Genomic DNA, 21,575 nt, shown 5'->3' with positions numbered 1-21,575 from the left:
GATAACCTGCTGTTTTTCAACTATAAAAAATTAACTATAACACATGTAACTACACATAAGAAAGACAAATACTATAGTTTACTCACTTTTTAACGATACTACTGGGTTAGCCATAGCTGCTTTTATGGCTTGTGTACTCATGGTTAATAGTGCAATTACCAAGGTTAAAATACCCGCGACTATAAACGCTTCGTAGCCTAAGGTAATGCGGTAAGTAAAATCTTGCAGCCATTGGTTCATCAGGTAATAAGCGATTGGAACAGCAAGCAGGAATGCGATAAGGACCAGTTTTATGAATTCCTTCGAAAACAGGAGGGTAATACTGAAGATAGAAGCTCCCAGCACTTTACGGATACCTACTTCTTTTGTACGCTGAGCGGCCATAAAAGCGACTAGACCATAAAGCCCCAGACAACCTATAAAAATGGCTATGAAAGAAAAGATCTTAAACAGTTTACTCTTACGAGCCTCATCCCGGTAGAAGTTTGCTATAGTTTCATCCAGGTACTCGTAATTGAACACATCATCGGGATATGCTTTTGACCATATTTTTTCGAGGTGAGTTAGTGCTTCTTGTTGTTCGTTCAAGTCTATTTTAGCAGACAGGTAATAATAGTTATCCGGGTTAGATAGTATAATACTTGGGTCGATAGGTCGATGGAGTGAATTCTGATGGAAATCCTCAACAACACCTATTATAGTTGCCTTAAAATCACGTCTACCTAATGCTATAGTTTTGCCAAGGGCATCTTCTGGTGTCTTTATGCCAAGCTTGCGGCGCATCGTTTCGTTTATCAGAACCACCGCTGAATCCTGTCGGCTATAGGTGTGTCCTGCAGCCAGTTTTATATCGTACAACTCCAGGTAGTTTTCATCTGCGTATTTCAAATTGGCTTCGAAAGGGGCATCGTCGCTGGAGTTGTTATAGCTGAAATTGGAACCCCAGGTCATATTGGAAGATGGAGGTGTGCCCGCAAAACTTATATCCTTAATAGCCGGATTATTTTTTATCTCTTCGCTAAAAGGCATTAATTTCTTGCCTGCCTGGCTTGGCAACAGCATGGTAACTACAGCTTCTTTCTGAAAACCTAATGGCTTGTTTGTAAAGTAATCCATTTGCTCGTTAACCAGGATGGTACAGATAATAAGTACTTGGCAAATGGTGAACTGCAGTACAACCAACGCTTGCCGAATTGGCAAGCCTGCGACCTGTTGCGTATTTAACTTACTCTTAAGGGCAGAAATAGGCTGGAACTGGGCAAGGATAAAAGCTGGGTATAAACCGGCAAAAAGGGTTACAAGCACAACCTGCGCTGCTAAAAATAACAACACAATTGAATCTCTAAAAATACTGAACGTGATGTTTAGCTCCAGGAGGTTGTTGAGGTATGGTAAGGCAAGCTCAGTAAGTATGACAGAAAAAAGGGCGGCAACCAACGTGATCAGCAGGGTTTCTCCCATAAACTGCAACACCAGCTGACCTTTGCTGCTACCCAGCACTTTACGAACGCCCACTTCTCTCGCCCGCTTTATGGCCTGGGCTGATGCCAGGTTCACGAAATTTATACAGGCTACCAGCACCAGAAAAGCACCGATAAAAGCCATGGACCAGATTATTTCCTTAGCTATAGTGCGTTGGCTATAGTTGCCGAGGTCGCTGTTAAAGTGTAGGTCGCTGAGGGGTTGGAGCACAAATCTTTCGTCGCTGTTTTTTTTGGATGAGCTATGGCGTGTTACAAACTTGCTAAGTTCTTTTGCTTTAACCTCCGGCGATACACCATCAGGTAGAACTACGTAAAGTTGCTGGTTACTCGACAGTATATTGTAGCTTTCAGTGTCTAATGTACTATAGTTCTTGTAAGATTTATAGGAAATCAGCATGACAAAAGGGAAGTCGGTATTAGAAGGCTGATCCGGAATTACTGCCGTTACTTTAAGCGTAAGATTGTTGTTATACCTGATCACTTTTCCTACCGCATCCTCACCAGGGAAATACTTATCTGCAATGCTTTTTGTAAGCACAACGGTGTTAGGTTCTGCCAGGCCTGGCCTTGGGTCTGTAGGACCTGTTTCAAAATCGAAGAGGTCGAAAAACTCGGGCTCCACGAAAGCGATGGGGTTATTCTCCAGGAAGCGGCGTGCAGGTGTACCATTATCATTTAAAATATTTACCTGTGCCGATTCTTCCCCTAAAATTTGTGTCAGATTTTCAAAACCGAAGTTGTCATTGCTGCGGAGCAGTGCCGGAATCGGGAAGCGGGTTCCGCTATAGTAGCTGACCTCATCTCCAGACTTAAATTGTGTAATGACACGGTAAATGCGGTCTGCTTTGCTATGAAAAGTATCGTAACTAAGTTCGTATTTAATTACCAGGAATAGCAGGATGCTACAGGTAATGCCAAGCGCCAGACCGGAAATGTTAAGTATGCTGTAACTCTTATTGCGGATTAAAGAGCGGATGGCTGTAAGGAAGTAGATCTTGAACATAATTTTTGGTGATGATGGTGTTGATTCAAATGGCAAAGTTGTAAATCTGTTGTAAACTTTAAGCCAAGTGCTGTGCCAAAACCATAAATCCTGATTCCTGTGCATTTTAGTAAACTATAGTTTAAATCACTGTCCGCTCGTGGACACTATTTGTCCGGCAATGGACAGCAGGTACTACTTTTTCTGGTTAATTTCCCATAAATTACACTTGTATTAGCTTGGCACAATATTTTACTGTAAAGTATAAAAACAAATTACCCGCCATGGAAAATAACCTGGGACGCATACTGGTGATCGACGATAACGAAGACGTGCTTTTCTCTGCTAAAATGCTGCTTCGCAAACATGCCAAAGAAGTGGTGATGGAGAAGAATCCGAAGAAGATCCCTTTCCTGCTTTCTAATTATGAGTTCGACATCATTCTGCTGGACATGAACTATAGCGAGGACATTACCAGCGGGCAGGAAGGTTATTACTGGCTACAGGAAATCCTGAAATATGATCCGTCGGCGGTGGTGGTCATGATAACTGCATTTGGTGATGTGGAAATGGCGGTACGTGCGGTAAAAGAAGGTGCTACTGATTTTGTGCTGAAACCATGGCAAAACGAAAAGCTGATCGCGACACTTTCGGCAGCATCCAAACTACGCAATTCCTATAAAGAAGTATCGCAGCTGAAAGAAGTGAACCGCACCCTCACAGCCGAGCTTAACGCAACCTCAGATATCATTACCGGTACCAGCCTGCCCATGCAGCAACTGTTTTCTATTATAGATAAAGTGGCTAAAACCGATGCTGATATTTTGTTGCTGGGCGAGAACGGGACAGGCAAGGAAGTGATCGCCAGAACTATACATCAACGCTCTTCCCGTGCCGATAAAGTTTTTGTTACCGTGGATATGGGCGCTATTACAGAATCGTTGTTCGAGAGCGAATTGTTCGGGCATAAAAAAGGAGCGTTTACTGATGCAAAAGAGGACAGAGTTGGTAGGATAGAAGCGGCTAACGGTGGTACGTTGTTCCTGGATGAGATCGGGAATTTATCGCTGGCGATGCAGGCAAAATTGCTGACCGTGCTGCAGCGTCGCGAGGTGATTCGGGTTGGAACAAACAGGCCTATTCCCGTTAATGTACGCCTGATCTGCGCCACCAATATGCCGCTAAAAGAGATGGTGGCTCGCAACGAATTTCGCCAGGACCTGCTTTACCGTATTAACACAGTAGAGCTTAATTTGCCACCTTTACGAAATAGACTTGATGACATTCCGCTTTTTGCAGAGCACTTTTTAAGTATATATGCACGCAAGTACAAACAGCCTTTAAAACGACTTTCCGATAGCGGGTTGGCCAGACTACGGCGCTATAGTTGGCCGGGCAATGTGCGCGAGTTGCAGCATGTACTGGAGCGTGCATCCATCATGAGCGACAACCGTGAACTACAGGCCGAAGACTTTTTCTTTTTAGCTGAACCGGAAGTAGCTCCAACTATAGAATTGCCCACAAACGATGCCCGCCGGTTAGATGACCTGGAGCGTGAAGCAGTGCAGAAGGCATTAGATAAACACGACGGCAACATCTCGAAGGCTGCAAAGGAATTAGGCTTGTCGCGCGGGGCACTGTACCGAAGACTGGAAAAGTATGCGCTTTAAGAACTATAGGTTTCAGCTGCTGCTGCGTATTGTGTTGCTTACAGTATCCATTTACGCCCTGGCTATAGTTGGCCCTGACCAGGAATACAGAGGTACTTTTATCGGGCTGCTTATTTTTGTTGTAGTACAGGTTGTCCTTTTGGTTCATTACCATGAGCGCACAAACCGGCAGTTCCTACGTTTCCTGAACTCTATAAAGTACGACGATTTTACAGAGCAATTCCATGTTACCCACGAAGGGAAATTGCAGGATGAACTAACACATGGCCTGAACGATGTGATGCAAAAGTTCCGGGAAGTACGGGCAGAGAAAGAAGCGCACCTGCATTACTTTGAGGTTATTGTGCAGCACATTGGCATCGGTATTATTACCTATAAACCGAACGGGGAGATAATGATGCTGAATAATGCCGCTAAAAAACTGGTGCATTTAACACAGGCAAACAACATCAGTGAGCTACAAAAGGTAAGCCCTGAACTTGCGCTTGGCCTGCAGCAACTCGAACATGGCGATAAAGTTTTGGTGCCGATCCGTAAGGGTGGGGAACAGGCAAACCTGACCGTGCATGTAATGGAGCTTTCGCTGCTCGGAGACAGAATACGATTGGCATCCATCCAGAACATTCAGCGCGAATTGGAAGAGAAGGAAATGGAAGCCTGGCACAACCTGATAAAAGTGCTTACACACGAGATCATGAACTCAGTAACGCCGATCGCGTCGCTCTCGGCAAGTGCATCCGAAGAGATTAGCAGTTACACCGATACTGAAGCGGAGGAGATAACTATACTGCGCGAAGAACTGGACGATGTTGGCCGCTGCCTGCAAACTATAAGCCGCCGATCCGACAGCCTGATCCGTTTTGTGAACGATTTCCGTAACCTCACAACGATCTCTGTTCCGCAAAAATCGGTATTTAAAGTAGGGGAGCTTTTCCAGGAAATTAAGATGCTGATGCGTGAGCAACTGGCAAAGCAACAGGTTAGGTTGGAAGTGGAGGTACCCTCAGAAGATATCCTACTTTCTGCGGACCGGGATATGGTAGGGCAAGTGCTGATAAACCTGGTGAAGAACGCCATCGAAGCGCTGCACGAAAAAGCAGATGCAACTATAAAACTACAGGCTTACCTGGATGACCGTAGCCGTGCCCGGATAATGGTTTGCGACAATGGCCAGGGCCTGACAGAAGAAGCGATGCAGAAGATATTTATACCATTCTATACAACTAAAAAAACAGGTTCCGGTATCGGTTTAAGCTTATCACGCCAGATCATGCGTTTGCACCAGGGCAACATTTCAGTAAACTCTAAACTTGGTGAAGGAACAGTATTTACGCTCAGTTTTTAAGCTGAAATTATAGTTTAACTATAGTTCTGATGATCTGCGTATAGTTGTAGGAATTAACTATAAAACTATGAGCAGAACAGTAACTATAAGCGCCGAGCAACCCAACGGTTTTGTTGCCAACATACAGATGGGCGACCAACAGTTTGTGATTGATGAAAGCGGAATTACGCAGGGAATTGATACCGGCCCGACACCTTATGATTACATAATGAGCGCACTCGGGTCTTGCACTGTAATTACACTGCACATGTACGCTCAACGCAAGCAATGGCCCCTGCAACGCGCGGAAGTTGTTCTTAGTCATGAACGGGTGTATGCGGCCGACTGCGAACACTGCGACGACAAATCTGCCAAAATATCCCAGATCACAAAAAAGCTGAAACTTACAGGCGACCTTACCCAGGAACAGCGCCTTCGCCTGGAGATCATTTCATCTAAATGTCCGGTACAGAAAACACTGCAGGCATGCATTGTGATACAAACCGAACTGGTGCACGAGTAAGCTATAGTTTGCTTCTCACCCTGATTTCGGTATATTCGTAATGTCTAACCAGCGCGGCTATCCTGTGTAGTGTAGTTGCTTTTCCAGCCTATGTCCAGAAAACCCACATTTTTAGTTGTACTTGCTCTGGCGCTCCTAACTGGTTGCGTCCCCATCGAAGAGCAGGCACAGAGCGGCAGTGCTAACAAGCAGATCCCGATCCGGTACGAAGACTATATTTATAACGAAACCATAAAGTCGGTACAGTTTTACCAGGCAACCGGGGTCCCCGAAGAAGTGCTGGAGCCGGCTGTTACATCGCTGCAGCAGGGCAGACCTGTTTTACTAGAGTTCGACAGGCTGAATGCTGGTCCGCAACGGTTGGTAGCCAAACTTATACACTGCAACTATAACTGGACGCCATCTAACCTGACAGAAACACAGTACCTGAACGACTTCAATGAGTTTTTTATAACCGATGTACAGAACTCGGTGAACACCCGCGTGCCGTATGTGCATTACCGGTTCAGGGTGCCGCGTGTAAAAATGAGTGGTAATTATCTGCTGGAGGTGCGCGAAGAAGGCGGAAACCTTTTGCTGACGCGCCGCATGATGGTATACCAGAACCTGACCACCGTTACTGCTAAGTTAGGCTTACCATCCGGACCGTCGGGCCGCCATACGCGTCAGCCGGTAGAGTTTAATGTGTTTTACCAGGACTATGAACTCGTGAACCCGGCCATGGAGGTAAAAGCTGTGCTGCGCCAGAACCATCGCTGGGACAATGCCAAGTTCATCCCTTCACCAACCTTTGTGCGCGACCACCTGAAAAGACTGGAATATGTGTTCTTCGAGCCGAAAGATAATTTCCTGGGCCTGGCAGAATACCGCCCGTTTGATACCCGCAGCGTGCGTTATAATGGCATTGGCGTTAGCGATGTGAACGAAGAGGCTAATCCGATAGAAGTTTTTCTGCAGATAGATAAGAACCGGTCCGGGGAAGTGTACAGTCAGGAACCGGATATAAATGGTAAAATGCTTTTTAACAACCGCGAGTACGGTAACGGCGACGTGAACAGCGACTATACCTGGGTTGATTTTGAACTGAAAGCTTCGGAAGAGCAAACAGGGCAGGTATACATTTTAGGCGGCTTAACGGACTGGAGAATTTCCTCGGACGCCCGCATGCGTTTCAACTCTGAACGACAAACTTACAGCGGAAGATTACTTCTGAAACAAGGCTACTATAACTACCAATATGTGTTGCAGCAAAACCAAACGATAGACTATAGTTACTACGAAGGCAGCCACTTCGAAACCGAAAACACCTATGACATCCTGATCTATTACCGCCCACCCGGCTCCAGAGCAGATCTATTGATCGGTTATGAAGAGATCTTGTTTAACAGGAGGAGGTAAGCTTTAACCCAAAGTTTAACTTATGTAACTGTTCATGCCTTTATTAGGTGTTGCAGACAAGTAAATAAAGTTCTGGTTTTCGCTTGCCTCGGCTATCGCACGTACTAATTAATTAGAGATATAAATGAAAGAAAAGGTGCCTTCTAAACCACTGAAATGATGTTAGGAATCTGGGTCTCAAAGAAAGGAAAGATTAAAACGCTGCAGGTATTATTAGTTGCTTCGCTACTTCTGACTGGCCTTGGACTAATTCTTCTCTTATAAAAAAATGAAGGTTAAGAAAAGGAATATATTTAGGATCATCTGGTTTAGTCTTGTCATAATTTTTTTTGTGTGGCAATGGTCCACATACCAGTCCAGGGATTTGCCAGCTAATACTCTCGGCAATGATATTAGAGTTACCGTTGAAATCGGCCCGGATCTAATCACCTTCCGCCCTACAACTAAAAGTAAAACCCACGAAATCATATTCTTACAGGGAGGACTTACTGATCCTAAAGCTTATGCACCACTATGCCGCACGATAGCTGAAAATGGTTTTACGTGCCACCTGATAAAAATGAATTGGCGAATGCCCCAGTGGGATTATCAGAAGGTCTCTGACTTGTTTGATTTAAAACATGGATTTTACATTATCGGAGGACATTCCCAGGGAGCAAAAATGGCGGCTCAATTCGTCTATGAAAATCCGGGTTTGATGAAGGGGCTATTCCTTATAGGAACATCTCACCCAAGAGATTACGATTTATCAAGCAGAACTCTACCGGCCGTAAAACTTTATGCTGAATTTGATGGGCTGGCAGGTGTAGCTGAAGTAATGGAGAATAAAAATAAATTGCCTGTACATACTAATCTGCAATTGATAAAAGGTGGAAATCACTCTCAGTTTGGCTATTTAGGAAGCTTGTTGACAGATGAAACGGCAACAATTGATTTGAATGAACAACAGAGGCAAACTTCTGAAGCATTGATAAAGTTTTTTGAAGACATTGAAAATTAAATAAGTGACTTGGCTTAGAAATACATACGGGACGATGGCATACACGATGGATTCTGAAGAAACAGCCATTAACTAATTGAACAATGCTCGTTAAAGGTGAGGCCTACATGCCAGCTACTGTTTTGAACCATGCTATTGTTAACAAGAAATATGAGCACCATCCAAAGTGCCTACAACAGTTGGGCAAATCAATACGACACTAACCAGAACAAAACCCGTGATTTGGAAGGGGAGGCATTGCGGACTATACTATCAACTATAGATTTTAAGCGTGTGCTGGAAATTGGCTGCGGCACAGGAAAGAATACTGTGTGGCTGGCTGATAAAGCTGATCATATAACTGCTGTAGACTTTTCGGAAGAGATGTTAGCCAAAGCAAAAGAGAAAGTAGCTTCTGATAAAGTAAATTTCGTTCAGGCTGACATTACAAAAGACTGGACATTCCTGGAAGGGAAGTATGATCTGGTAACTTTTAGTCTCGTACTGGAGCACATCAAAAGACTTAATCATATTTTTAAACAAGCTGCTAATGCGTTGGTTACTGGCGGTTACGTTTATATAGGAGAGTTACATCCATTCAAGCAATACACCGGCAGTAAAGCCCGCTTCGATACGGAAGAAGGCCGTCAGGTACTGGAATGCTACACGCACAACATTTCAGACTTTACACAGGCCGCTAAACAACATGGTTTTAGAGTTGCCAATATCAACGAGTTTTTCGACAATAATGACCGCACTCAAATTCCAAGGATCTTGACTATATTATTGCAGAAAGTATAAAACAAAAAGGGCAACTATAAAGCTGCCCTTTTCTATATTTGTAAAATAAAAACTTAAACGTTAAAACGGAAGTGCATAATGTCACCGTCCTGTACCACATAGTCTTTACCTTCCACGGCCATTTTACCGGCTTCTTTTATCTTCGCTTCAGTTTTATATTCCTGGTAATCTTTCAGTTTAATTACCTCAGCACGAATAAAGCCTTTCTCGAAATCAGTGTGAATAACACCGGCAGCTGCAGGGGCCTTCCAGCCTTTACCGATAGTCCAGGCGCGTACTTCTTTCACACCGGCCGTAAAGTAGGTGATCAGGTTCAGTAAACTATAAGATGCTTTTATCAGCTTGCTCAGTCCAGACTCTTTCAGGTTATACTCCGCCAGGAACATTTCCTTTTCTTCTTCGTCGGTAAGTTCAGCAATTTGCGCCTCAATAGAAGCAGAAATTAACACAACCTGTGCATTTTCAGCTTTTACATGCTCTTCCAGAGCTTTAGAGAATTGGTTGCCTGTGTTTACAGATTCCTCGTCTACGTTAGCAGCATAAACTACCGGCTTTTCAGTCAGCAGATTCAGGTCTTTAACAGTTTCCTTTTCATCATCCGTTGCATCTAAGCTGCGAGCATTTTGGCCCTGTTCCAAATGGGCTTTATACCGTTCAAGTGCCGCCAGTTCTTTCTTTGCTTTTGCATCACCGGCTTTGGCAGAGCGCTGCACTTTCAGCATCATCTTATCAATAGACTCCAGGTCTTTCAGCTGCAGTTCTGTATCAATAATTTCTTTATCAGAGATCGGGTCTACTTTACCGGATACGTGTACAATGTTAGGGTCCTCGAAGCAACGAACCACGTGTATAATGGCATCTACTTCACGGATATTTGCCAGGAATTTGTTACCCAGGCCTTCACCTTTGCTCGCACCTTTTACCAGGCCGGCAATGTCTACGAACTCGATAACCGTTGGCAGTACACGCTCCGGGTGAACCAGTTCTTCCAGTATCTGCAGGCGCTCGTCGGGCACTGTAATTATACCCACGTTTGGCTCAATGGTACAGAAAGGGTAATTAGCAGATTCTGCCTTGGCGTTAGAAATAGCGTTAAATAAAGTTGACTTACCTACGTTTGGCAAGCCCACGATGCCGCATCTTAATCCCATGTATCTTTAGTAGTTAATTTCAGGGTGCAAAGATAAGGTTTTTTGTTGATTGGTTTATAGTTGGTTTTTAATCTGTCATTACGAGTGTTAACTAAAAGATTTGATGTATCCTATAGTTGTTCTTCTGTCATCCTGAGCGATAGCCGAAGGATCTTATATGTCCTATTTTCTTTGTCATTTCGACGCAAGGAGAAATCTATCCAAGCTTATAGTTAGGTATTCTTCTAACCTGAACCAAGCCATAGTTGCAAATCACTTTTAATCCTGGGAGCTTTATTATCCCATAGTTTATTGTTGGCTTTGGTGCCCTCACGGCCGGGAGGCCCCGTCTTCGGGCATCGCGCGGTGTACATTTCCTTTGCTCCTGCGTCGCAATGCCTTTCGGCACCGGAAATCTACAAGGCGCTCAACCCAAAGACTGATACGCTTCTCATAGCAACCGCCTATCTATTGTTTAAACCGGTAAGCTTCGAAATTTAACGTGGTCATAGTTCCGTAGGGACAGGTCGCAACCTGTCCGCTTAATAGGCTGTAACTATAGAACTATAACCTCAACTATACTTTCAGCAGAAGTATCTTTTTGAGGTGATTATAGGGGTGTTAATTAACAACTATAGAACTATAAGGCAAACTATAACTGTAGCAGAAATTCCCCTCTCGGGAGGGGCAGGGGTGGGTTTAGTGCTTCCCCCGTAGTTAAGGGAAGGTTAGGGAGAGGTAAAACAAAAGAGCCTGCAGCGTTAGCTACAGGCTCTTAAATATATTATAAAGCGGAAAAAATAATTACTCCCACTTCAATTCTTCGTCAAACGTTGCATCAGCTGATACAGTCAAAGGTTCTGCAGATTCTACAGTTTCAGGTGCTTCCAGGGCGGCCAGTGCTTCTTCGGTTAGCAGCTCTGATTTAACGTGCTCTATGGTTCCTTGCAGTGCCTCCATGAATTTCACAAAGTCTTCTTTATAAAGGAAGATCTTGTGTTTTTCATACGAGAAGGTCTCGTCTTTAAACTTTCTCTTGCTCTCCGTAATGGTCACATAGAAGTCATTTGAGCGAGTTGATTTCACATCAAAGAAATACGTTCTCTTCCCGGCTCTTACTCTTTGGGAATAAATTTCTGCTTTTTCGTTGTTCTCTTCCACCGTTTATAAGACGTTAAATTCAACTTAATGAACCTAAAAGTAACATATAGAATTGATATATAAAAATTTTTGAATTTAAAATCGATATTAAATTTTTCTGTTATATTTGGCCCCGGACCAAAATAGTAAATCATGAATTTATGTTCAATTTTACTAGTATTCCTTCTCTCTTTTTCGTCTGGTAACACTGCCTATACTGCCAACGGCAAAGCATCGTACTATGCCGACCGCATGCAGGGACAACGCACCGCTAATGGCGAACGTTACGACAAAAACCAGCTTACGGCAGCGCATTCCACACTTCCGTTCAACACTTTAGTGGAAGTAACTAATCTGGCCAATGGCAAATCAGTTATAGTTAAGATAAACGACCGTATGCCGAAAGGCAGCCGCATTATCGATCTGTCTAAGGCTGCTGCAAAAGAAATTGATATGATTCGTGCCGGTGTTAGTAGGGTAACTATTAAGGAAGTTATACCTGAGGAAAAGCAACAAGATGTGCCATTCGTCGTTTCAGATACAAAATCAGAGAAGACAAAATAGCATGTAGCCCATGAAGCAACCCATCACACTTGCCGATGTTCAGAAGTTCGAGAACATGGAGTTTCTGGCAAAGCAGTTGGTGGAGGGCTTTATCACAGGCTTGCATCAATCCCCTTATCACGGTTTTTCGGTTGAGTTTTCGGAACACCGCCTGTACAACAGCGGCGAAAGCACCCGCCATATAGATTGGAAGGTTTTTGCCCGCACCGACAAGCTTTTTGTAAAGCGTTACGAAGAAGAAACCAACCTGCGCTGCCACCTTTTGCTGGATGTATCGCCGTCAATGTACTACCCCATAGATACACATGGCAAAATAAAATTCAGCATACTTTGTGCGGCAGCTATTGCCACGCTTTTGCGTAAACAGCGCGATGCAGTAGGGCTTGTTACTTTCTCAGACACCATCCAACTTCAAACACCTGTTCGCTCAACAGCCTCACATCTGCATACACTTTTATTGCTCTTGCAACAGCAGTTAGAGGCCAAGCCTGTACGTTCGGGCACCGAAGTTCCGGGAGTAATTCACCAGATTGCACAACAAATACCAAAACGGTCGCTGGTTATTATTTTCAGTGATATGCTGGGACGTAACGAGGATATGGACACAACTTTTTCTGCGTTGCAGCACCTGAAACACCAGAAGCACGAAGTACTGATCTTCCATGTGATGGACCGCAAAACAGAAGAAGAATTTGACTTTGCAGAGCGGCCTTACATTTTCGTGGATGTAGAGACAGGGCAGGAGCTAAAGCTGCAACCATCGCAGGTGCGTGAGAACTATAAAGCTTCAGTAGAGAACTATAAACGAGAGCTTGCACTAAAATGCGGCCAGTATAAAATTGATTTCGTGCCAGTAGATATCAGCGAGCCTTTTGATAAGGTGCTATATAGTTACCTGGTAAAGCGGGCGAAGGTGCGGTAGCTCTAACTATAATCCTGCAGCTTGATTATCTTATCATCCTGAATAGTAAACACAGATTTAACTTCTAATTCCAGTTTATCGCCGGCTTTCATTCCATTTGGGAGATCTATAGCAAGTATAGCTGTATAATCTATTTCCGCTTCTGCAGTATTATCTGTTATAGTTAATTGCCTGATTTTTTGCTCCCGCTCGGTAAACAATTGTGTGGCTTTCAGTGCTTGTGCTTTAAAGGCTTCTAATCCTTTTATACTTAGCATTTTTTCGTTGTTTGATACATTATCGAATTGTACATCCGGATGTATCTGTTCTACCATTCCGTCAACATCAAAGTTGTTATAGGCTTTAATGTAGTTTTCTATAGTTTGTTGAATGGTGGAGTTAGGCATATTTGAGTATGTATGAGGGTTAACGGCTAGAGGCTTTGTGGTGGCGTAGCTACCGTAAAGGTATTGTTAGCTACAGGGTTTGTTTTTATCAATTATACCTTTGTTGATTGCTTCTTTACACAGTCTTGGCAATTCACGTTTCCGGTTTTTGTATCGTTCTTGATGCTCTGCTTTCGTTTCAAATTCGGCAATGATGTTATCAAATAAGATAAGATTAAATTCACAGTTATTGGATAGATTGAATGTTTCTGTCTCCATTCCAACAGCCCAAGCTTTTATTCTTTTTGTTTCTTCCGGAACCTTAAGCACATAGTATCCATCTTTATCTGCTCTTGCAGCATATGTAGAATCCAAAGTTTGTATTACTGCGTCAGCTAACGGATTTAGATGCTCGTCAATAATTCTACCACTGATAATCTTATTCTGCCCAAATGAGTTTGTGCTGGAACAGAAGATGAGTATCATTGTTACGATATAGAGATTTTTATTCATTTTACCTTCTAGCCAACGTCTGGGCTAAAAAACGTTTTAATGATTTTTAGCTTTTGTTGGCAATTGTTATTTTTCCTAAAAGTTTGTTTCTTTTTAAATCAAGGCCCTTAAACTGTAATCAATAATGTTCAACAGTTTTTATTTCGCTATCAGTAATTTCAAGTTTTGGCGAATATCCACTTTCTACATATCCACCTTTACTGCAAACTTCTTTTCCATCCTTGAAAATACAACAGACTTTAAAAGAGCCTTCTCCTGGATTTGGAAATATTAAAACAGTTTCTGTTTGTCCTTTTAGGTCAATTGTTTGGGTTGAACTTGAAGAAGTTAAAGTTAATTTTTCAATTTCTTTCTCAGATTTTATTAAAAGACGAACCGTAACGTGATTTTTTGGAATTTCAATATTATAAATGAATAGTTCCTTAAACAAAAAGAAGAAAACGGTAAGTCCAATACCAATAATTACCCCTAATAGTATTTTTCTCACGGCTTTATTCTTAGTTTTAATTACTGCCAACTACTGGATATACGTCACTATGACGTTTATCTGTACTATGTATGTAGTTGTTTTAGTTTAAGTCTCACTCAATATAACTATAAACTTTTACTTCGGCATATTGTCCAGCGACTGCCATAAGTACTTGCTGGCTATGGTGCGGTAGGGGCGCCAGTTTTCAGCTATTTGCTGCATGCGCAGGCGAAGTGGTTTACCGGTTTCTTCCAAACTATAGTGTCTTTTCATGGCATTCTGTATCCCCAGGTCATCTACCGGGAAAACATCTGGGCGTTCCAGGGCAAACATCAGCAACATTTCTACGGTCCAGCGGCCAACGCCTTTTATCTGGGTCAGGTGCAGTATCAGCGCTTCGTCTTCCAGGGCATCTATAGTTGCGTGCTCCAGGTTACCGTCTGCTGCAAAAGCTGCTACATTTCGCACATACCCTATTTTCTGGAAAGATAAGCCTACGCTACGCAGCATTTCGTCGGTGGTGGCCAATACCAGTTCGGGGTGCGGGTAGTTTTCAGGGAAAAACTCTGTAAAGCGTTTAAATATAGTTGCTGCCGCCTTCGTAGAAAGCTGCTGTGAAACTATAGCGCTGAGTAGTTTATAGTACAGGTCTTCAGACCTGGAAGAAGTCAGTGGTCGGCCCTGCTCGATTATAGTTGCCAATACCTGGTCTTTGCCCAGCACTGCCATCACTTCCGGGAAAGTATAAATGGGAGAGGAGTTAGTCATAGTTTTATTGTTTGTGTGGTTCAACCACCCCTTTAGCCTCGCCTTGTCTAAGGCGGGTTAGGGCTAATAAGATTTTTACAGCGATTTCAGCACATTTATAGTATGTGCCAGCATTTCATCAGTTACATCCAGGTGCGTAACAAAACGTATCATCTGCGGTCCGAAAGCCGATGCTTTAATATTTTGCTCTGCCAGGGCCTGCAGGAAAGCGGCATCATTGTATTTCTGATTCAGTTTAAAGATAACGATGTTGGTCTGTACGGGCAGCACACTCTCTACATAATTGGTTTGCAGCAGCGCTTCTTCCAGCAGTTTCGCTTTGCGCTGGTCTTCGGCCAGTCTTTTAATGTTGTTATCCAAGGCATAAATGCATGCTGCAGCCAGGTAACCGGCCTGTCGCATACCGCCACCCAGTACTTTACGAATGCGCCGACTCTTTTTAATAAAAGCCTTATTACCTAACAACACCGAGCCAACCGGCGCACCTAATCCTTTACTCAGACAAACCGAAATGCTATCGAAATACAGGCCGTAGTCTTTGGCATCATCTCCGGAAGCAACAAGCGCATTAAAAACGCGGGCGCCATCCAGGTGCAGGGCCAGATCATTTTGTTTGCAGACTTCCGAAATAGCCGCTATCTCATCTATAGTATAAAAAGCGCCGCCGCCTTTGTTGCAGGTATTCTCCAGCGAAACCAGGCGGGTTGGAGGATAGTGTATATTGTCGGGACGGATGTGAGCCTCTACCTGTGCCGGTGTCATTTTACCGCGCTCGCCGTGTACCAGCGCTACCGATGCACCCGAATTAAACATTATGCCGCCGCCCTCATACTGGTAAATATGTGAGGTGATGTCACATATTACTTCCGTTAGCGGCTCGGTGTGAGCTTTTATAGCGATCTGGTTAGTCATGGTGCCGGAAGGGCAGAAGAGGCCTGCTTCCATGCCAAACATGGCAGCAGCTTTGGCTTCCAGGGTATTTATAGTTGGGTCCTCTTCGTACACGTCGTCGCCTACTGGTGCCGCAAACATGGCCTGTAGCATTTCCGGAGTAGGTTTTGTAACGGTATCAGAACGAAGGTCAGTTATTTCTATCATGAGGTTTGTATAGGTAATCCTGAATTTGATAAGACAAATACTTTACTTTGTAAAAATAATAACTTACTTTTGCCCTTCAAATTTAATAATTGCAACGATGGGAGTTACTAGACTTAAAAGAAAAGACCGTAAAAATAAGGCAAGAGCAAACAACAAGGTTGCCAGAATTAAGCAGCTGTTGTTAACACCAGTTATCAAGAACGTTGACATGGACGAGCTTCGCGCTCAGTTCGGTGAAGCTCCGAAAAACAAAAAAGAAACAACTGAAGAAACTTCAGCTGAGTAGTCTTTTTACGGCAAAGTAAAACCATCTGCCTGCCAACGCTGTGAAAGCTTCGGTTGGCGGGTTTTCGAAAGACTTCAAAGTGTGCTTGCACCGCAGGCACGCTTTTTTTATGCCCTTTTGCCAAGCTCTATCACCTGCAGGTTCTCCAGCTTTCCGTCGGTAATATCAAATCGCATCATGGTGCGCATCGTATGGAAGCCATGTTTGCCGGCAGCTCCCGGGTTTAAGTGCAGTAAATTGTTCAGGCTTTTGTCGGTCATCACCTTAAGTATATGTGAGTGGCCGGTAATGTATAGCTGCGGCGGGTTTGCTTTGATCTCGTTTCTCACATCTGGGTGATACTTGCCCGGGTAGCCACCAATATGCGTCATCATCACGTCCAGCCCTTCCACTTTAAACCGGTTTACTTTCGGGTGAACCTGTCTTATAGTTGCATCATCAATGTTGCCATAAACTCCCCTCAAAGGTGCAATCTGGTTTAGCCTGTCCGATACTTCTATTGTTCCAAAGTCACCCGCATGCCAAATTTCATCGCAACCTGTTAAAAGCCGGATGATCTGGTCATCGATGTAGGAGTGAGTATCAGAGAGCAAGCCTATTTTCATTAGTGATTTGTTAGGTTCATGAGGAGTTTGATTTATGTGAAGTTAGGGTTTACGATAGATTTTGTGAAAATATAGTTGAAATTAAAGTTGTATAATGTCATCCTGAGCGAAGCCGAAGGATCTTATATGGCCTATAGATAAATCTCTTCCAACTAGAACCATGCTATACTTTCAAATTACTTTCAATCCTGGGAGCTATAATTGCCTATCGTTTTAATCCGGCTTTGGTGCCCTCACGGCCGGGAGGCCCCGTCTTCGGGCATCGCGCTGCTGCTTTCTTGCTACCCTCGTTACCTCGGGTTGGCTGCGCCACCGCAACAAATCAAAGGCGCTCAACCCAAAGACTGAAATCTTTCTCATAGTTACCACCTATCTATAGTCGAACCTATGAGCTTCGACATTTATCGTGGTTGTATTTCTGTAGGGACAGGTCGCGACCTGTCCGCCCGTGGATTGAAACTATAGAACGATAGTACTAACTATAGCAAAAACACAAAGCCCCCTCTCCATTTTCAGGAGAGGGTTGAGGTGAGGTTAAACAAAAAAGGAGACAAAGCCTAAGCCCCATCTCCTTCATTTTTCATTCTTTATTAATTATTAGTCATTAATTTCCCCACGTTTCCGGAGATTTTCGCCATTCGGCTAAAGCATCCATTGCTGATTCCTGGATATAACCATTAGCAATGGCGACTTCTGTTAAAGCACTATAGTTGCTGAGGCAATGCAGTGGTATGCCAGCTTCTCTGAAATTCTCATCAGCCAAAGCAAAACCATAGGTAAAGATGGCAACCATACCAACTACTTCGCCACCTGCGGCACGCACGGCTTCTGCAGATTTTAAAGAGCTGCCACCTGTCGAGATCAGATCTTCTACCAGTACCACCTTCTGGCCCGGTAACAGCTTGCCTTCTATCTGGTTACCCATGCCATGTTTCTTAGGTTCAGGGCGTACGTAAAGGAAAGGCATCTCCAGTAGATCGGCTACTAAAGCGCCCTGGGCTATGCCTGCAGTGGCTACGCCGGCAATGGCTTCGGCTCCTGGATAATGTTTTTTGATCAGTTCCGCTAGCTGTTGTTTAATAAAGCTGCGTATATGCGGAAAAGAAAGGGTAACACGGTTGTCGCAGTAAATGGGCGAGTTCCAGCCAGAGCTCCACTTAAAAGGTTTCTCTGGGCTTAACTTAACGGCTTCCGTTTCCAGCAGGAAAGAAGCTACCTGGTGTGCTGTCGTCGTAGTATCCATGACTCGAAATTACAGAAATATTTAGCTTTTTGTGGCGCTGTATTTTCTTTAAACTGATTTATTTATTCATTTGTGTAAATTAACGCTTCACAAGAGCCGCTTCCCCATGAACGTTTTTATTAACGATATACCGCTTATACTTAAAAGATCGAACGAAAAGGTTTACAGGCACCACTACGACCTTGTTTTAGATGCCGACGATCATTTTACTTCGAAAGACCTGTTGGGCGATGTGCTCATAAAAGATGCCGACCTGATGCTGATTGACCGATTGGTGCGCCTGATGGAAGTGAAAAAGCTGAAAAAGCTGAACTCACTGACGCTGGTAACTAATAAAAAGAAGCGCCTGATCGAGCACCTGAAAGACCAGTTTAAAATTGTGAAAGCTGCCGGCGGATTGGTGCTGAAGGATGGAAAACTACTGATGATATACCGTTTGGGCGTTTGGGACCTGCCTAAAGGCAAGCTGAACAAGAAAGAGGGTGCCAAAGAGGGCGCGCTGCGCGAAGTAGAGGAGGAATGTAATATTTCGGTAGAGCTGGCGGAAAAGCTGCCTAAAACCTGGCACTCGTATGCTTACAAAGGCAAAAAGATTCTGAAGAAGACATCATGGTATGTGATGAACTGCACCGACGATAGCCTGATGAAGCCACAGGCCGAGGAGTTTATTGAAGAAGTGCGCTGGATGACTCCTGAAGAAGCCATAGAAGTGCTACCAAAGGCTTATACTTCCATAGCTTTTATTGTTCGCCACTACCTGCAATCGCTGCCGTCGGGAAAGGTATAAAATCGCTTACATCGCCGCCAAACCGGTGAATTTCGCGGATGATAGAGGAACTGATGGCAGCCAGTGGCGGGGAAGTGATCAGGAAAACTGTTTCCAAGTCGGTGTTTACGTGGCGGTTAGCCTGAGCTATAGTATTCTCGTATTCGAAGTCGGTAGTGTTGCGCAGGCCGCGCAATAGGAAGTTGGCACCTACTTCGCGCGCGTATTCCGCAGTCAGGCCTTTGTAAGAGGTAGCTGACACATTTGGCACGTCCTTAAAAATTCCGGTAATAATTTCCACCATCTGCTCGACCGGAATATAGCGCTGTTTGCTGCTGTTGTTCCCGATCGCGATAATGATCTCATCAAACAACCGTGTACCGCGCATTACCACATCCAGGTGTCCGTTTGTGAAAGGATCGAATGAGCCGGGAAAGAGAGCTATGCGCTTTGTCATTTAATTTTGAATTTTGATTTTTTGCTTGTACTGCGGGTAAGATTTATAGTTTGCAAACTATAGTTGATTCAGGTTTCTCCTTACTTTGAAAGACAAATGGAAAGTAATTATTCATTACACATTCATCAATCAAAATTAGTCTCATTCACACAAGTGTAAACTATAGAGCTCGAAATATCGGTGCTCGAACAGGTCGTCGAATTTGTAAGAATAGCCAATATCCTGTGGTTTCTTCCCGAACTTAACCTGGCGGATATACTTCTGCATGATCGTGAACAGCGTGGCATCGTGCGTAATATCGCCCCAAACAGTGATGGTTTCCTGTTCAGGGTTCATTTTCTGTTCCTGCATCACGAAGATGATGTAATAAATAAAGTCTTCGGGGCTGTGGTACTGGAAAATATTGCAGAACTGGAGTCCGTGGGCATCTACTACCAGGATCGTTACAAAGCTACGCTCCACAAAAACATACATGCTACGAGTAGCACTTCGCCCGGTCTGGTGCAGTATACTTTTGATAAGTGAGCTTGTCTGGTGCACAAACTGAATGTTGCGCTCAGGGAAAATCTCCTGAACAGTAGCACGAATAACATGCGCCACTGCAAAGATGTTAACTGCTTCCAGGTTGCTGTGGTGGTAGGATAGCACATCGTCCAGATTTGGGTTCAGGTTGCTGTGCAGGCGCAGGTAATCCTGTTGGTGAGTAGGGTCAAAAAGCGTTTCGGGTACTAATGTAAAATGCTGGTTGCTTACCGCTACACGAATGGTTTTCCAGTTCTGTTCCTGCAATAGCGGGTTTTCACGGGCAATTAGCTGTAGCTGTTCGGCCACCTGTGCAGGCGTAAATACCGTGATCAGCTCATAATCTTCCAGCACTACAAACTTATTGCGCTCTACGTCTACTATAGCCAGGCGTATACTTTTCTGGGAGATAGATAAGTATAAATTGCAGTTGCTGGCAGCAGACAGCGCAAATGCTTCGTCCTGAATTTTGTGCGATAGCCGGAAGTTGGTGCTGGTCGTGTTCAATTGTAAAAGTGCTGAATAGTTGGCCGTTTATAGTGCTATGCAAGTATAGTAAAAAGATGGCATTTCTACTTCACGAAATGATGCGGCAAACTCATCAGGTCGTTGAAAGAATAAAGGTGGTGCAGAATGCTGTGTTTATCCGCCAACGGAATTTCCCTTACTTCGTGCTTTGTTTTCCAGGTTACTTCTTCTATCAGCTGCATATCAGGAGTAGCCTCGGGGTCTGTGCCTTTGGTTATAGTTCCGGCAACTGGCTTTACTTCAAAAAATAGCTCTACTGCCTGCAAAGGTGGCTGCAAAAACTCATTCACAAACAGAAAACGAACTACTTCTACTTCCAGGCCTGTCTCTTCCTGCACTTCGCGTTTCAGGCAGGTTTCTATAGTTTCGCCAACCTGCAAACCGCCGCCAGGTGGCGCCCAGAAAGCCTTGTTTTTAATAGTTGACTGATGGCGAACCAGTAGCATTTTATCATCCTGTATGCAGATGCCACACACCCGCACCCGAACTTTATCGGCGTAGGCAGCAGCATTTGGGTTTAAAACTGACATAGTTTGTTTAGGCGTGGTATTGGTGGTATTTTTGTAAAATATGATTCAAACATTTAATCCCGATTTCGAAGCTGACATCCGCGAAAAACTGGATCGCCAGGAGTTCATGAAACTGATGGGCTTCGAAGTTACGAAAATAGAAGCAGGAAGGATAGAAGGCGAGCTAAAACTAGAGAAGCGCCACAAGCAGCATAAAGGTTTTACCCACGGCGGCGTTATTGCCACGCTTGCCGATATAGTTGCCGGATTCGCTGCTGTAAGCCTTGTACCTAAAGATCATCATGTAGTTACCGCCGAAATTAAAGTATCATACTTCCATCCGGGTGTGGGCGACAAATTACTGGCAAAAGGGTATGTGCTTAAGCAGGGCCGCAAACTCAATTTCTGCGAAGCCGAAGTATATGTGGTGAAAGACGAAGCTGAACCGTTGCTTATTGCTAAAGCCTCAACAAGTATGGCAACTATAACACCGGAAGACCTTAGAGTTAGAGAAGGTAAGAGTTAGAAA

The 21,575-nt window shown here is 44.0% G+C and carries 24 protein-coding genes; 11 read left to right on the top strand and 13 right to left on the bottom strand.

The window, feature by feature from the left end; translation table 11 throughout:
• Nucleotides 1–78: 78 nt before the first annotated feature.
• Nucleotides 79–2,487, bottom strand: a complete 2,409-nt coding sequence (locus ABS362_RS15460; RefSeq protein ID WP_350413473.1) for an ABC transporter permease — start codon at nucleotides 2,485–2,487, stop codon at nucleotides 79–81.
• 263 nt (nucleotides 2,488–2,750) lie between these two features.
• On the opposite strand from ABS362_RS15460, the gene ABS362_RS15455 reads away from it, so the two are divergent.
• From ABS362_RS15455 to ABS362_RS15430, 6 genes are all read left to right on the top strand, one after another.
• Entirely contained in the window at nucleotides 2,751–4,136 is a 1,386-nt protein-coding gene (locus ABS362_RS15455) for a sigma-54-dependent transcriptional regulator (RefSeq protein ID WP_350413472.1), read from the top strand.
• Nucleotides 4,126–5,481, top strand: a complete 1,356-nt coding sequence (locus tag ABS362_RS15450) for a sensor histidine kinase (protein WP_350413471.1) — start codon at nucleotides 4,126–4,128, stop codon at nucleotides 5,479–5,481. The genes ABS362_RS15455 and ABS362_RS15450 overlap by 11 nt, the downstream gene beginning before the upstream one ends.
• Before the next feature lie 67 nt (nucleotides 5,482–5,548).
• Entirely contained in the window at nucleotides 5,549–5,983 is a 435-nt protein-coding gene (locus ABS362_RS15445) for an OsmC family protein (protein WP_350413469.1), read from the top strand.
• 90 nt (nucleotides 5,984–6,073) lie between these two features.
• Entirely contained in the window at nucleotides 6,074–7,381 is a 1,308-nt protein-coding gene (locus ABS362_RS15440; RefSeq protein ID WP_350413467.1) for a type IX secretion system plug protein, read from the top strand.
• Nucleotides 7,382–7,745: 364 nt separating this feature from the next.
• Nucleotides 7,746–8,381: an alpha/beta hydrolase gene (locus ABS362_RS15435; RefSeq protein WP_350413466.1), complete on the top strand. Its 636-nt coding sequence runs from the start codon at nucleotides 7,746–7,748 to the stop codon at nucleotides 8,379–8,381.
• A gap of 150 nt (nucleotides 8,382–8,531) precedes the next feature.
• Nucleotides 8,532–9,161 carry a class I SAM-dependent DNA methyltransferase gene (locus tag ABS362_RS15430; RefSeq protein WP_350413464.1) on the top strand — a complete coding sequence of 210 codons (630 nt, stop codon included), beginning with the start codon at nucleotides 8,532–8,534 and terminating at the stop codon, nucleotides 9,159–9,161.
• 53 nt (nucleotides 9,162–9,214) lie between these two features.
• On the opposite strand, the gene ychF is transcribed toward ABS362_RS15430, so the two are convergent.
• Nucleotides 9,215–10,312, bottom strand: a complete 1,098-nt coding sequence (gene ychF, locus ABS362_RS15425) for a redox-regulated ATPase YchF (RefSeq protein WP_350413463.1) — start codon at nucleotides 10,310–10,312, stop codon at nucleotides 9,215–9,217.
• 783 nt (nucleotides 10,313–11,095) lie between these two features.
• Nucleotides 11,096–11,452 carry a DUF3276 family protein gene (locus ABS362_RS15420; RefSeq protein ID WP_350413462.1) on the bottom strand — a complete coding sequence of 119 codons (357 nt, stop codon included), beginning with the start codon at nucleotides 11,450–11,452 and terminating at the stop codon, nucleotides 11,096–11,098.
• A gap of 132 nt (nucleotides 11,453–11,584) precedes the next feature.
• On the opposite strand from ABS362_RS15420, the gene ABS362_RS15415 reads away from it, so the two are divergent.
• Together ABS362_RS15415 and ABS362_RS15410 are read left to right on the top strand one after the other, a co-directional pair.
• Nucleotides 11,585–11,995: a septal ring lytic transglycosylase RlpA family protein gene (locus ABS362_RS15415; protein WP_350413461.1), complete on the top strand. Its 411-nt coding sequence runs from the start codon at nucleotides 11,585–11,587 to the stop codon at nucleotides 11,993–11,995.
• A gap of 10 nt (nucleotides 11,996–12,005) precedes the next feature.
• Nucleotides 12,006–12,917 (top strand): DUF58 domain-containing protein, encoded by a 912-nt coding sequence (locus tag ABS362_RS15410; protein WP_350413460.1) that lies wholly within the window; start codon nucleotides 12,006–12,008, stop codon nucleotides 12,915–12,917.
• Between the two features lie 2 nt (nucleotides 12,918–12,919).
• Here the strand turns inward: ABS362_RS15410 and ABS362_RS15405 are convergent, their stop codons facing one another.
• The 5 genes from ABS362_RS15405 to ABS362_RS15385 all read right to left on the bottom strand — a co-directional run bounded on the left by ABS362_RS15405 (nucleotide 12,920) and on the right by ABS362_RS15385 (nucleotide 16,130).
• Nucleotides 12,920–13,303, bottom strand: coding sequence for a nuclear transport factor 2 family protein (locus ABS362_RS15405; protein ID WP_350413459.1), 384 nt, complete (start codon nucleotides 13,301–13,303; stop codon nucleotides 12,920–12,922).
• A 66-nt stretch (nucleotides 13,304–13,369) separates the two neighbouring features.
• Complete coding sequence (locus ABS362_RS15400; RefSeq protein WP_350413458.1) at nucleotides 13,370–13,768, bottom strand: peptidase associated/transthyretin-like domain-containing protein; 399 nt, start codon at nucleotides 13,766–13,768, stop codon at nucleotides 13,370–13,372.
• A 145-nt stretch (nucleotides 13,769–13,913) separates the two neighbouring features.
• The gene (locus ABS362_RS15395) at nucleotides 13,914–14,282 is read right to left on the bottom strand and encodes a hypothetical protein (protein ID WP_350413457.1); all 369 of its coding nucleotides are present in this window, start codon (nucleotides 14,280–14,282) and stop codon (nucleotides 13,914–13,916) included.
• A gap of 117 nt (nucleotides 14,283–14,399) precedes the next feature.
• The gene (locus tag ABS362_RS15390; protein ID WP_350413456.1) at nucleotides 14,400–15,032 is read right to left on the bottom strand and encodes a DNA-3-methyladenine glycosylase family protein; all 633 of its coding nucleotides are present in this window, start codon (nucleotides 15,030–15,032) and stop codon (nucleotides 14,400–14,402) included.
• 75 nt (nucleotides 15,033–15,107) lie between these two features.
• A complete protein-coding gene (locus tag ABS362_RS15385; RefSeq protein ID WP_350413454.1) occupies nucleotides 15,108–16,130 on the bottom strand; it encodes a threonine aldolase family protein in 1,023 nt (340 codons plus the stop codon).
• Nucleotides 16,131–16,227: 97 nt separating this feature from the next.
• Between ABS362_RS15385 and ABS362_RS15380 the strand changes: the two genes are divergently transcribed.
• A complete protein-coding gene (locus tag ABS362_RS15380; protein ID WP_187065478.1) occupies nucleotides 16,228–16,416 on the top strand; it encodes a hypothetical protein in 189 nt (62 codons plus the stop codon).
• 107 nt (nucleotides 16,417–16,523) lie between these two features.
• Here ABS362_RS15380 and ABS362_RS15375 read toward each other — a convergent pair whose 3' ends face one another.
• Nucleotides 16,524–17,021 carry a metallophosphoesterase family protein gene (locus tag ABS362_RS15375; protein ID WP_350413452.1) on the bottom strand — a complete coding sequence of 166 codons (498 nt, stop codon included), beginning with the start codon at nucleotides 17,019–17,021 and terminating at the stop codon, nucleotides 16,524–16,526.
• Nucleotides 17,022–17,625: 604 nt separating this feature from the next.
• Nucleotides 17,626–18,264, bottom strand: coding sequence for an orotate phosphoribosyltransferase (gene pyrE, locus ABS362_RS15370; protein ID WP_350413451.1), 639 nt, complete (start codon nucleotides 18,262–18,264; stop codon nucleotides 17,626–17,628).
• A gap of 106 nt (nucleotides 18,265–18,370) precedes the next feature.
• On the opposite strand from pyrE, the gene ABS362_RS15365 reads away from it, so the two are divergent.
• Complete coding sequence (locus tag ABS362_RS15365; RefSeq protein WP_350413449.1) at nucleotides 18,371–19,051, top strand: NUDIX hydrolase; 681 nt, start codon at nucleotides 18,371–18,373, stop codon at nucleotides 19,049–19,051.
• Here the strand turns inward: ABS362_RS15365 and coaD are convergent.
• The 3 genes from coaD to ABS362_RS15350 form a co-directional block, all read right to left on the bottom strand.
• Nucleotides 19,005–19,487: a pantetheine-phosphate adenylyltransferase gene (gene coaD, locus ABS362_RS15360; protein WP_350413448.1), complete on the bottom strand. Its 483-nt coding sequence runs from the start codon at nucleotides 19,485–19,487 to the stop codon at nucleotides 19,005–19,007. The two genes, ABS362_RS15365 and coaD, sit on opposite strands and share 47 nt — an antisense overlap.
• Before the next feature lie 141 nt (nucleotides 19,488–19,628).
• On the bottom strand, nucleotides 19,629–20,516 hold the full coding sequence (locus tag ABS362_RS15355) for a DUF3822 family protein (protein WP_350413446.1): 888 nt from the start codon (nucleotides 20,514–20,516) through the stop codon (nucleotides 19,629–19,631).
• 65 nt (nucleotides 20,517–20,581) lie between these two features.
• Entirely contained in the window at nucleotides 20,582–21,067 is a 486-nt protein-coding gene (locus ABS362_RS15350) for an NUDIX domain-containing protein (protein WP_350413445.1), read from the bottom strand.
• A 40-nt stretch (nucleotides 21,068–21,107) separates the two neighbouring features.
• Between ABS362_RS15350 and ABS362_RS15345 the strand changes: the two genes are divergently transcribed.
• Entirely contained in the window at nucleotides 21,108–21,572 is a 465-nt protein-coding gene (locus ABS362_RS15345; protein WP_350413443.1) for a PaaI family thioesterase, read from the top strand.
• The last annotated feature ends 3 nt before the right edge of the window (nucleotides 21,573–21,575 follow it).

This window comes from Pontibacter populi (genome assembly GCF_040278685.1).
Lineage (GTDB): Bacteria > Bacteroidota > Bacteroidia > Cytophagales > Hymenobacteraceae > Pontibacter > Pontibacter populi.
Note: the sequence above shows the minus strand (reverse complement) of the source record. Positions and strands in the feature narration are given on the sequence as shown.

Bases quoted from the DNA above. Each gene is read 5' to 3' on its own strand.
- ABS362_RS15380 (WP_187065478.1), top strand. From the start codon at position 16,228: ATGGGAGTTACTAGACTTAAAAGAAAAGACCGTAAAAATAAGGCAAGA.
- ABS362_RS15350 (WP_350413445.1), bottom strand. From the start codon at position 21,067: ATGTCAGTTTTAAACCCAAATGCTGCTGCCTACGCCGATAAAGTTCGG.
- coaD (WP_350413448.1), bottom strand. From the start codon at position 19,487: ATGACAAAGCGCATAGCTCTCTTTCCCGGCTCATTCGATCCTTTCACA.
- ychF (WP_350413463.1), bottom strand. From the start codon at position 10,312: ATGGGATTAAGATGCGGCATCGTGGGCTTGCCAAACGTAGGTAAGTCA.
- ABS362_RS15415 (WP_350413461.1), top strand. From the start codon at position 11,585: ATGAATTTATGTTCAATTTTACTAGTATTCCTTCTCTCTTTTTCGTCT.
- ABS362_RS15455 (WP_350413472.1), top strand. From the start codon at position 2,751: ATGGAAAATAACCTGGGACGCATACTGGTGATCGACGATAACGAAGAC.
- ABS362_RS15410 (WP_350413460.1), top strand. From the start codon at position 12,006: ATGAAGCAACCCATCACACTTGCCGATGTTCAGAAGTTCGAGAACATG.
- ABS362_RS15385 (WP_350413454.1), bottom strand. From the start codon at position 16,130: ATGATAGAAATAACTGACCTTCGTTCTGATACCGTTACAAAACCTACT.
- ABS362_RS15375 (WP_350413452.1), bottom strand. From the start codon at position 17,021: ATGAAAATAGGCTTGCTCTCTGATACTCACTCCTACATCGATGACCAG.
- ABS362_RS15440 (WP_350413467.1), top strand. From the start codon at position 6,074: ATGTCCAGAAAACCCACATTTTTAGTTGTACTTGCTCTGGCGCTCCTA.
- pyrE (WP_350413451.1), bottom strand. From the start codon at position 18,264: ATGGATACTACGACGACAGCACACCAGGTAGCTTCTTTCCTGCTGGAA.
- ABS362_RS15405 (WP_350413459.1), bottom strand. From the start codon at position 13,303: ATGCCTAACTCCACCATTCAACAAACTATAGAAAACTACATTAAAGCC.
- ABS362_RS15460 (WP_350413473.1), bottom strand. From the start codon at position 2,487: ATGTTCAAGATCTACTTCCTTACAGCCATCCGCTCTTTAATCCGCAAT.
- ABS362_RS15400 (WP_350413458.1), bottom strand. From the start codon at position 13,768: ATGATACTCATCTTCTGTTCCAGCACAAACTCATTTGGGCAGAATAAG.
- ABS362_RS15345 (WP_350413443.1), top strand. From the start codon at position 21,108: ATGATTCAAACATTTAATCCCGATTTCGAAGCTGACATCCGCGAAAAA.
- ABS362_RS15430 (WP_350413464.1), top strand. From the start codon at position 8,532: ATGAGCACCATCCAAAGTGCCTACAACAGTTGGGCAAATCAATACGAC.
- ABS362_RS15390 (WP_350413456.1), bottom strand. From the start codon at position 15,032: ATGACTAACTCCTCTCCCATTTATACTTTCCCGGAAGTGATGGCAGTG.
- ABS362_RS15450 (WP_350413471.1), top strand. From the start codon at position 4,126: ATGCGCTTTAAGAACTATAGGTTTCAGCTGCTGCTGCGTATTGTGTTG.
- ABS362_RS15365 (WP_350413449.1), top strand. From the start codon at position 18,371: ATGAACGTTTTTATTAACGATATACCGCTTATACTTAAAAGATCGAAC.
- ABS362_RS15445 (WP_350413469.1), top strand. From the start codon at position 5,549: ATGAGCAGAACAGTAACTATAAGCGCCGAGCAACCCAACGGTTTTGTT.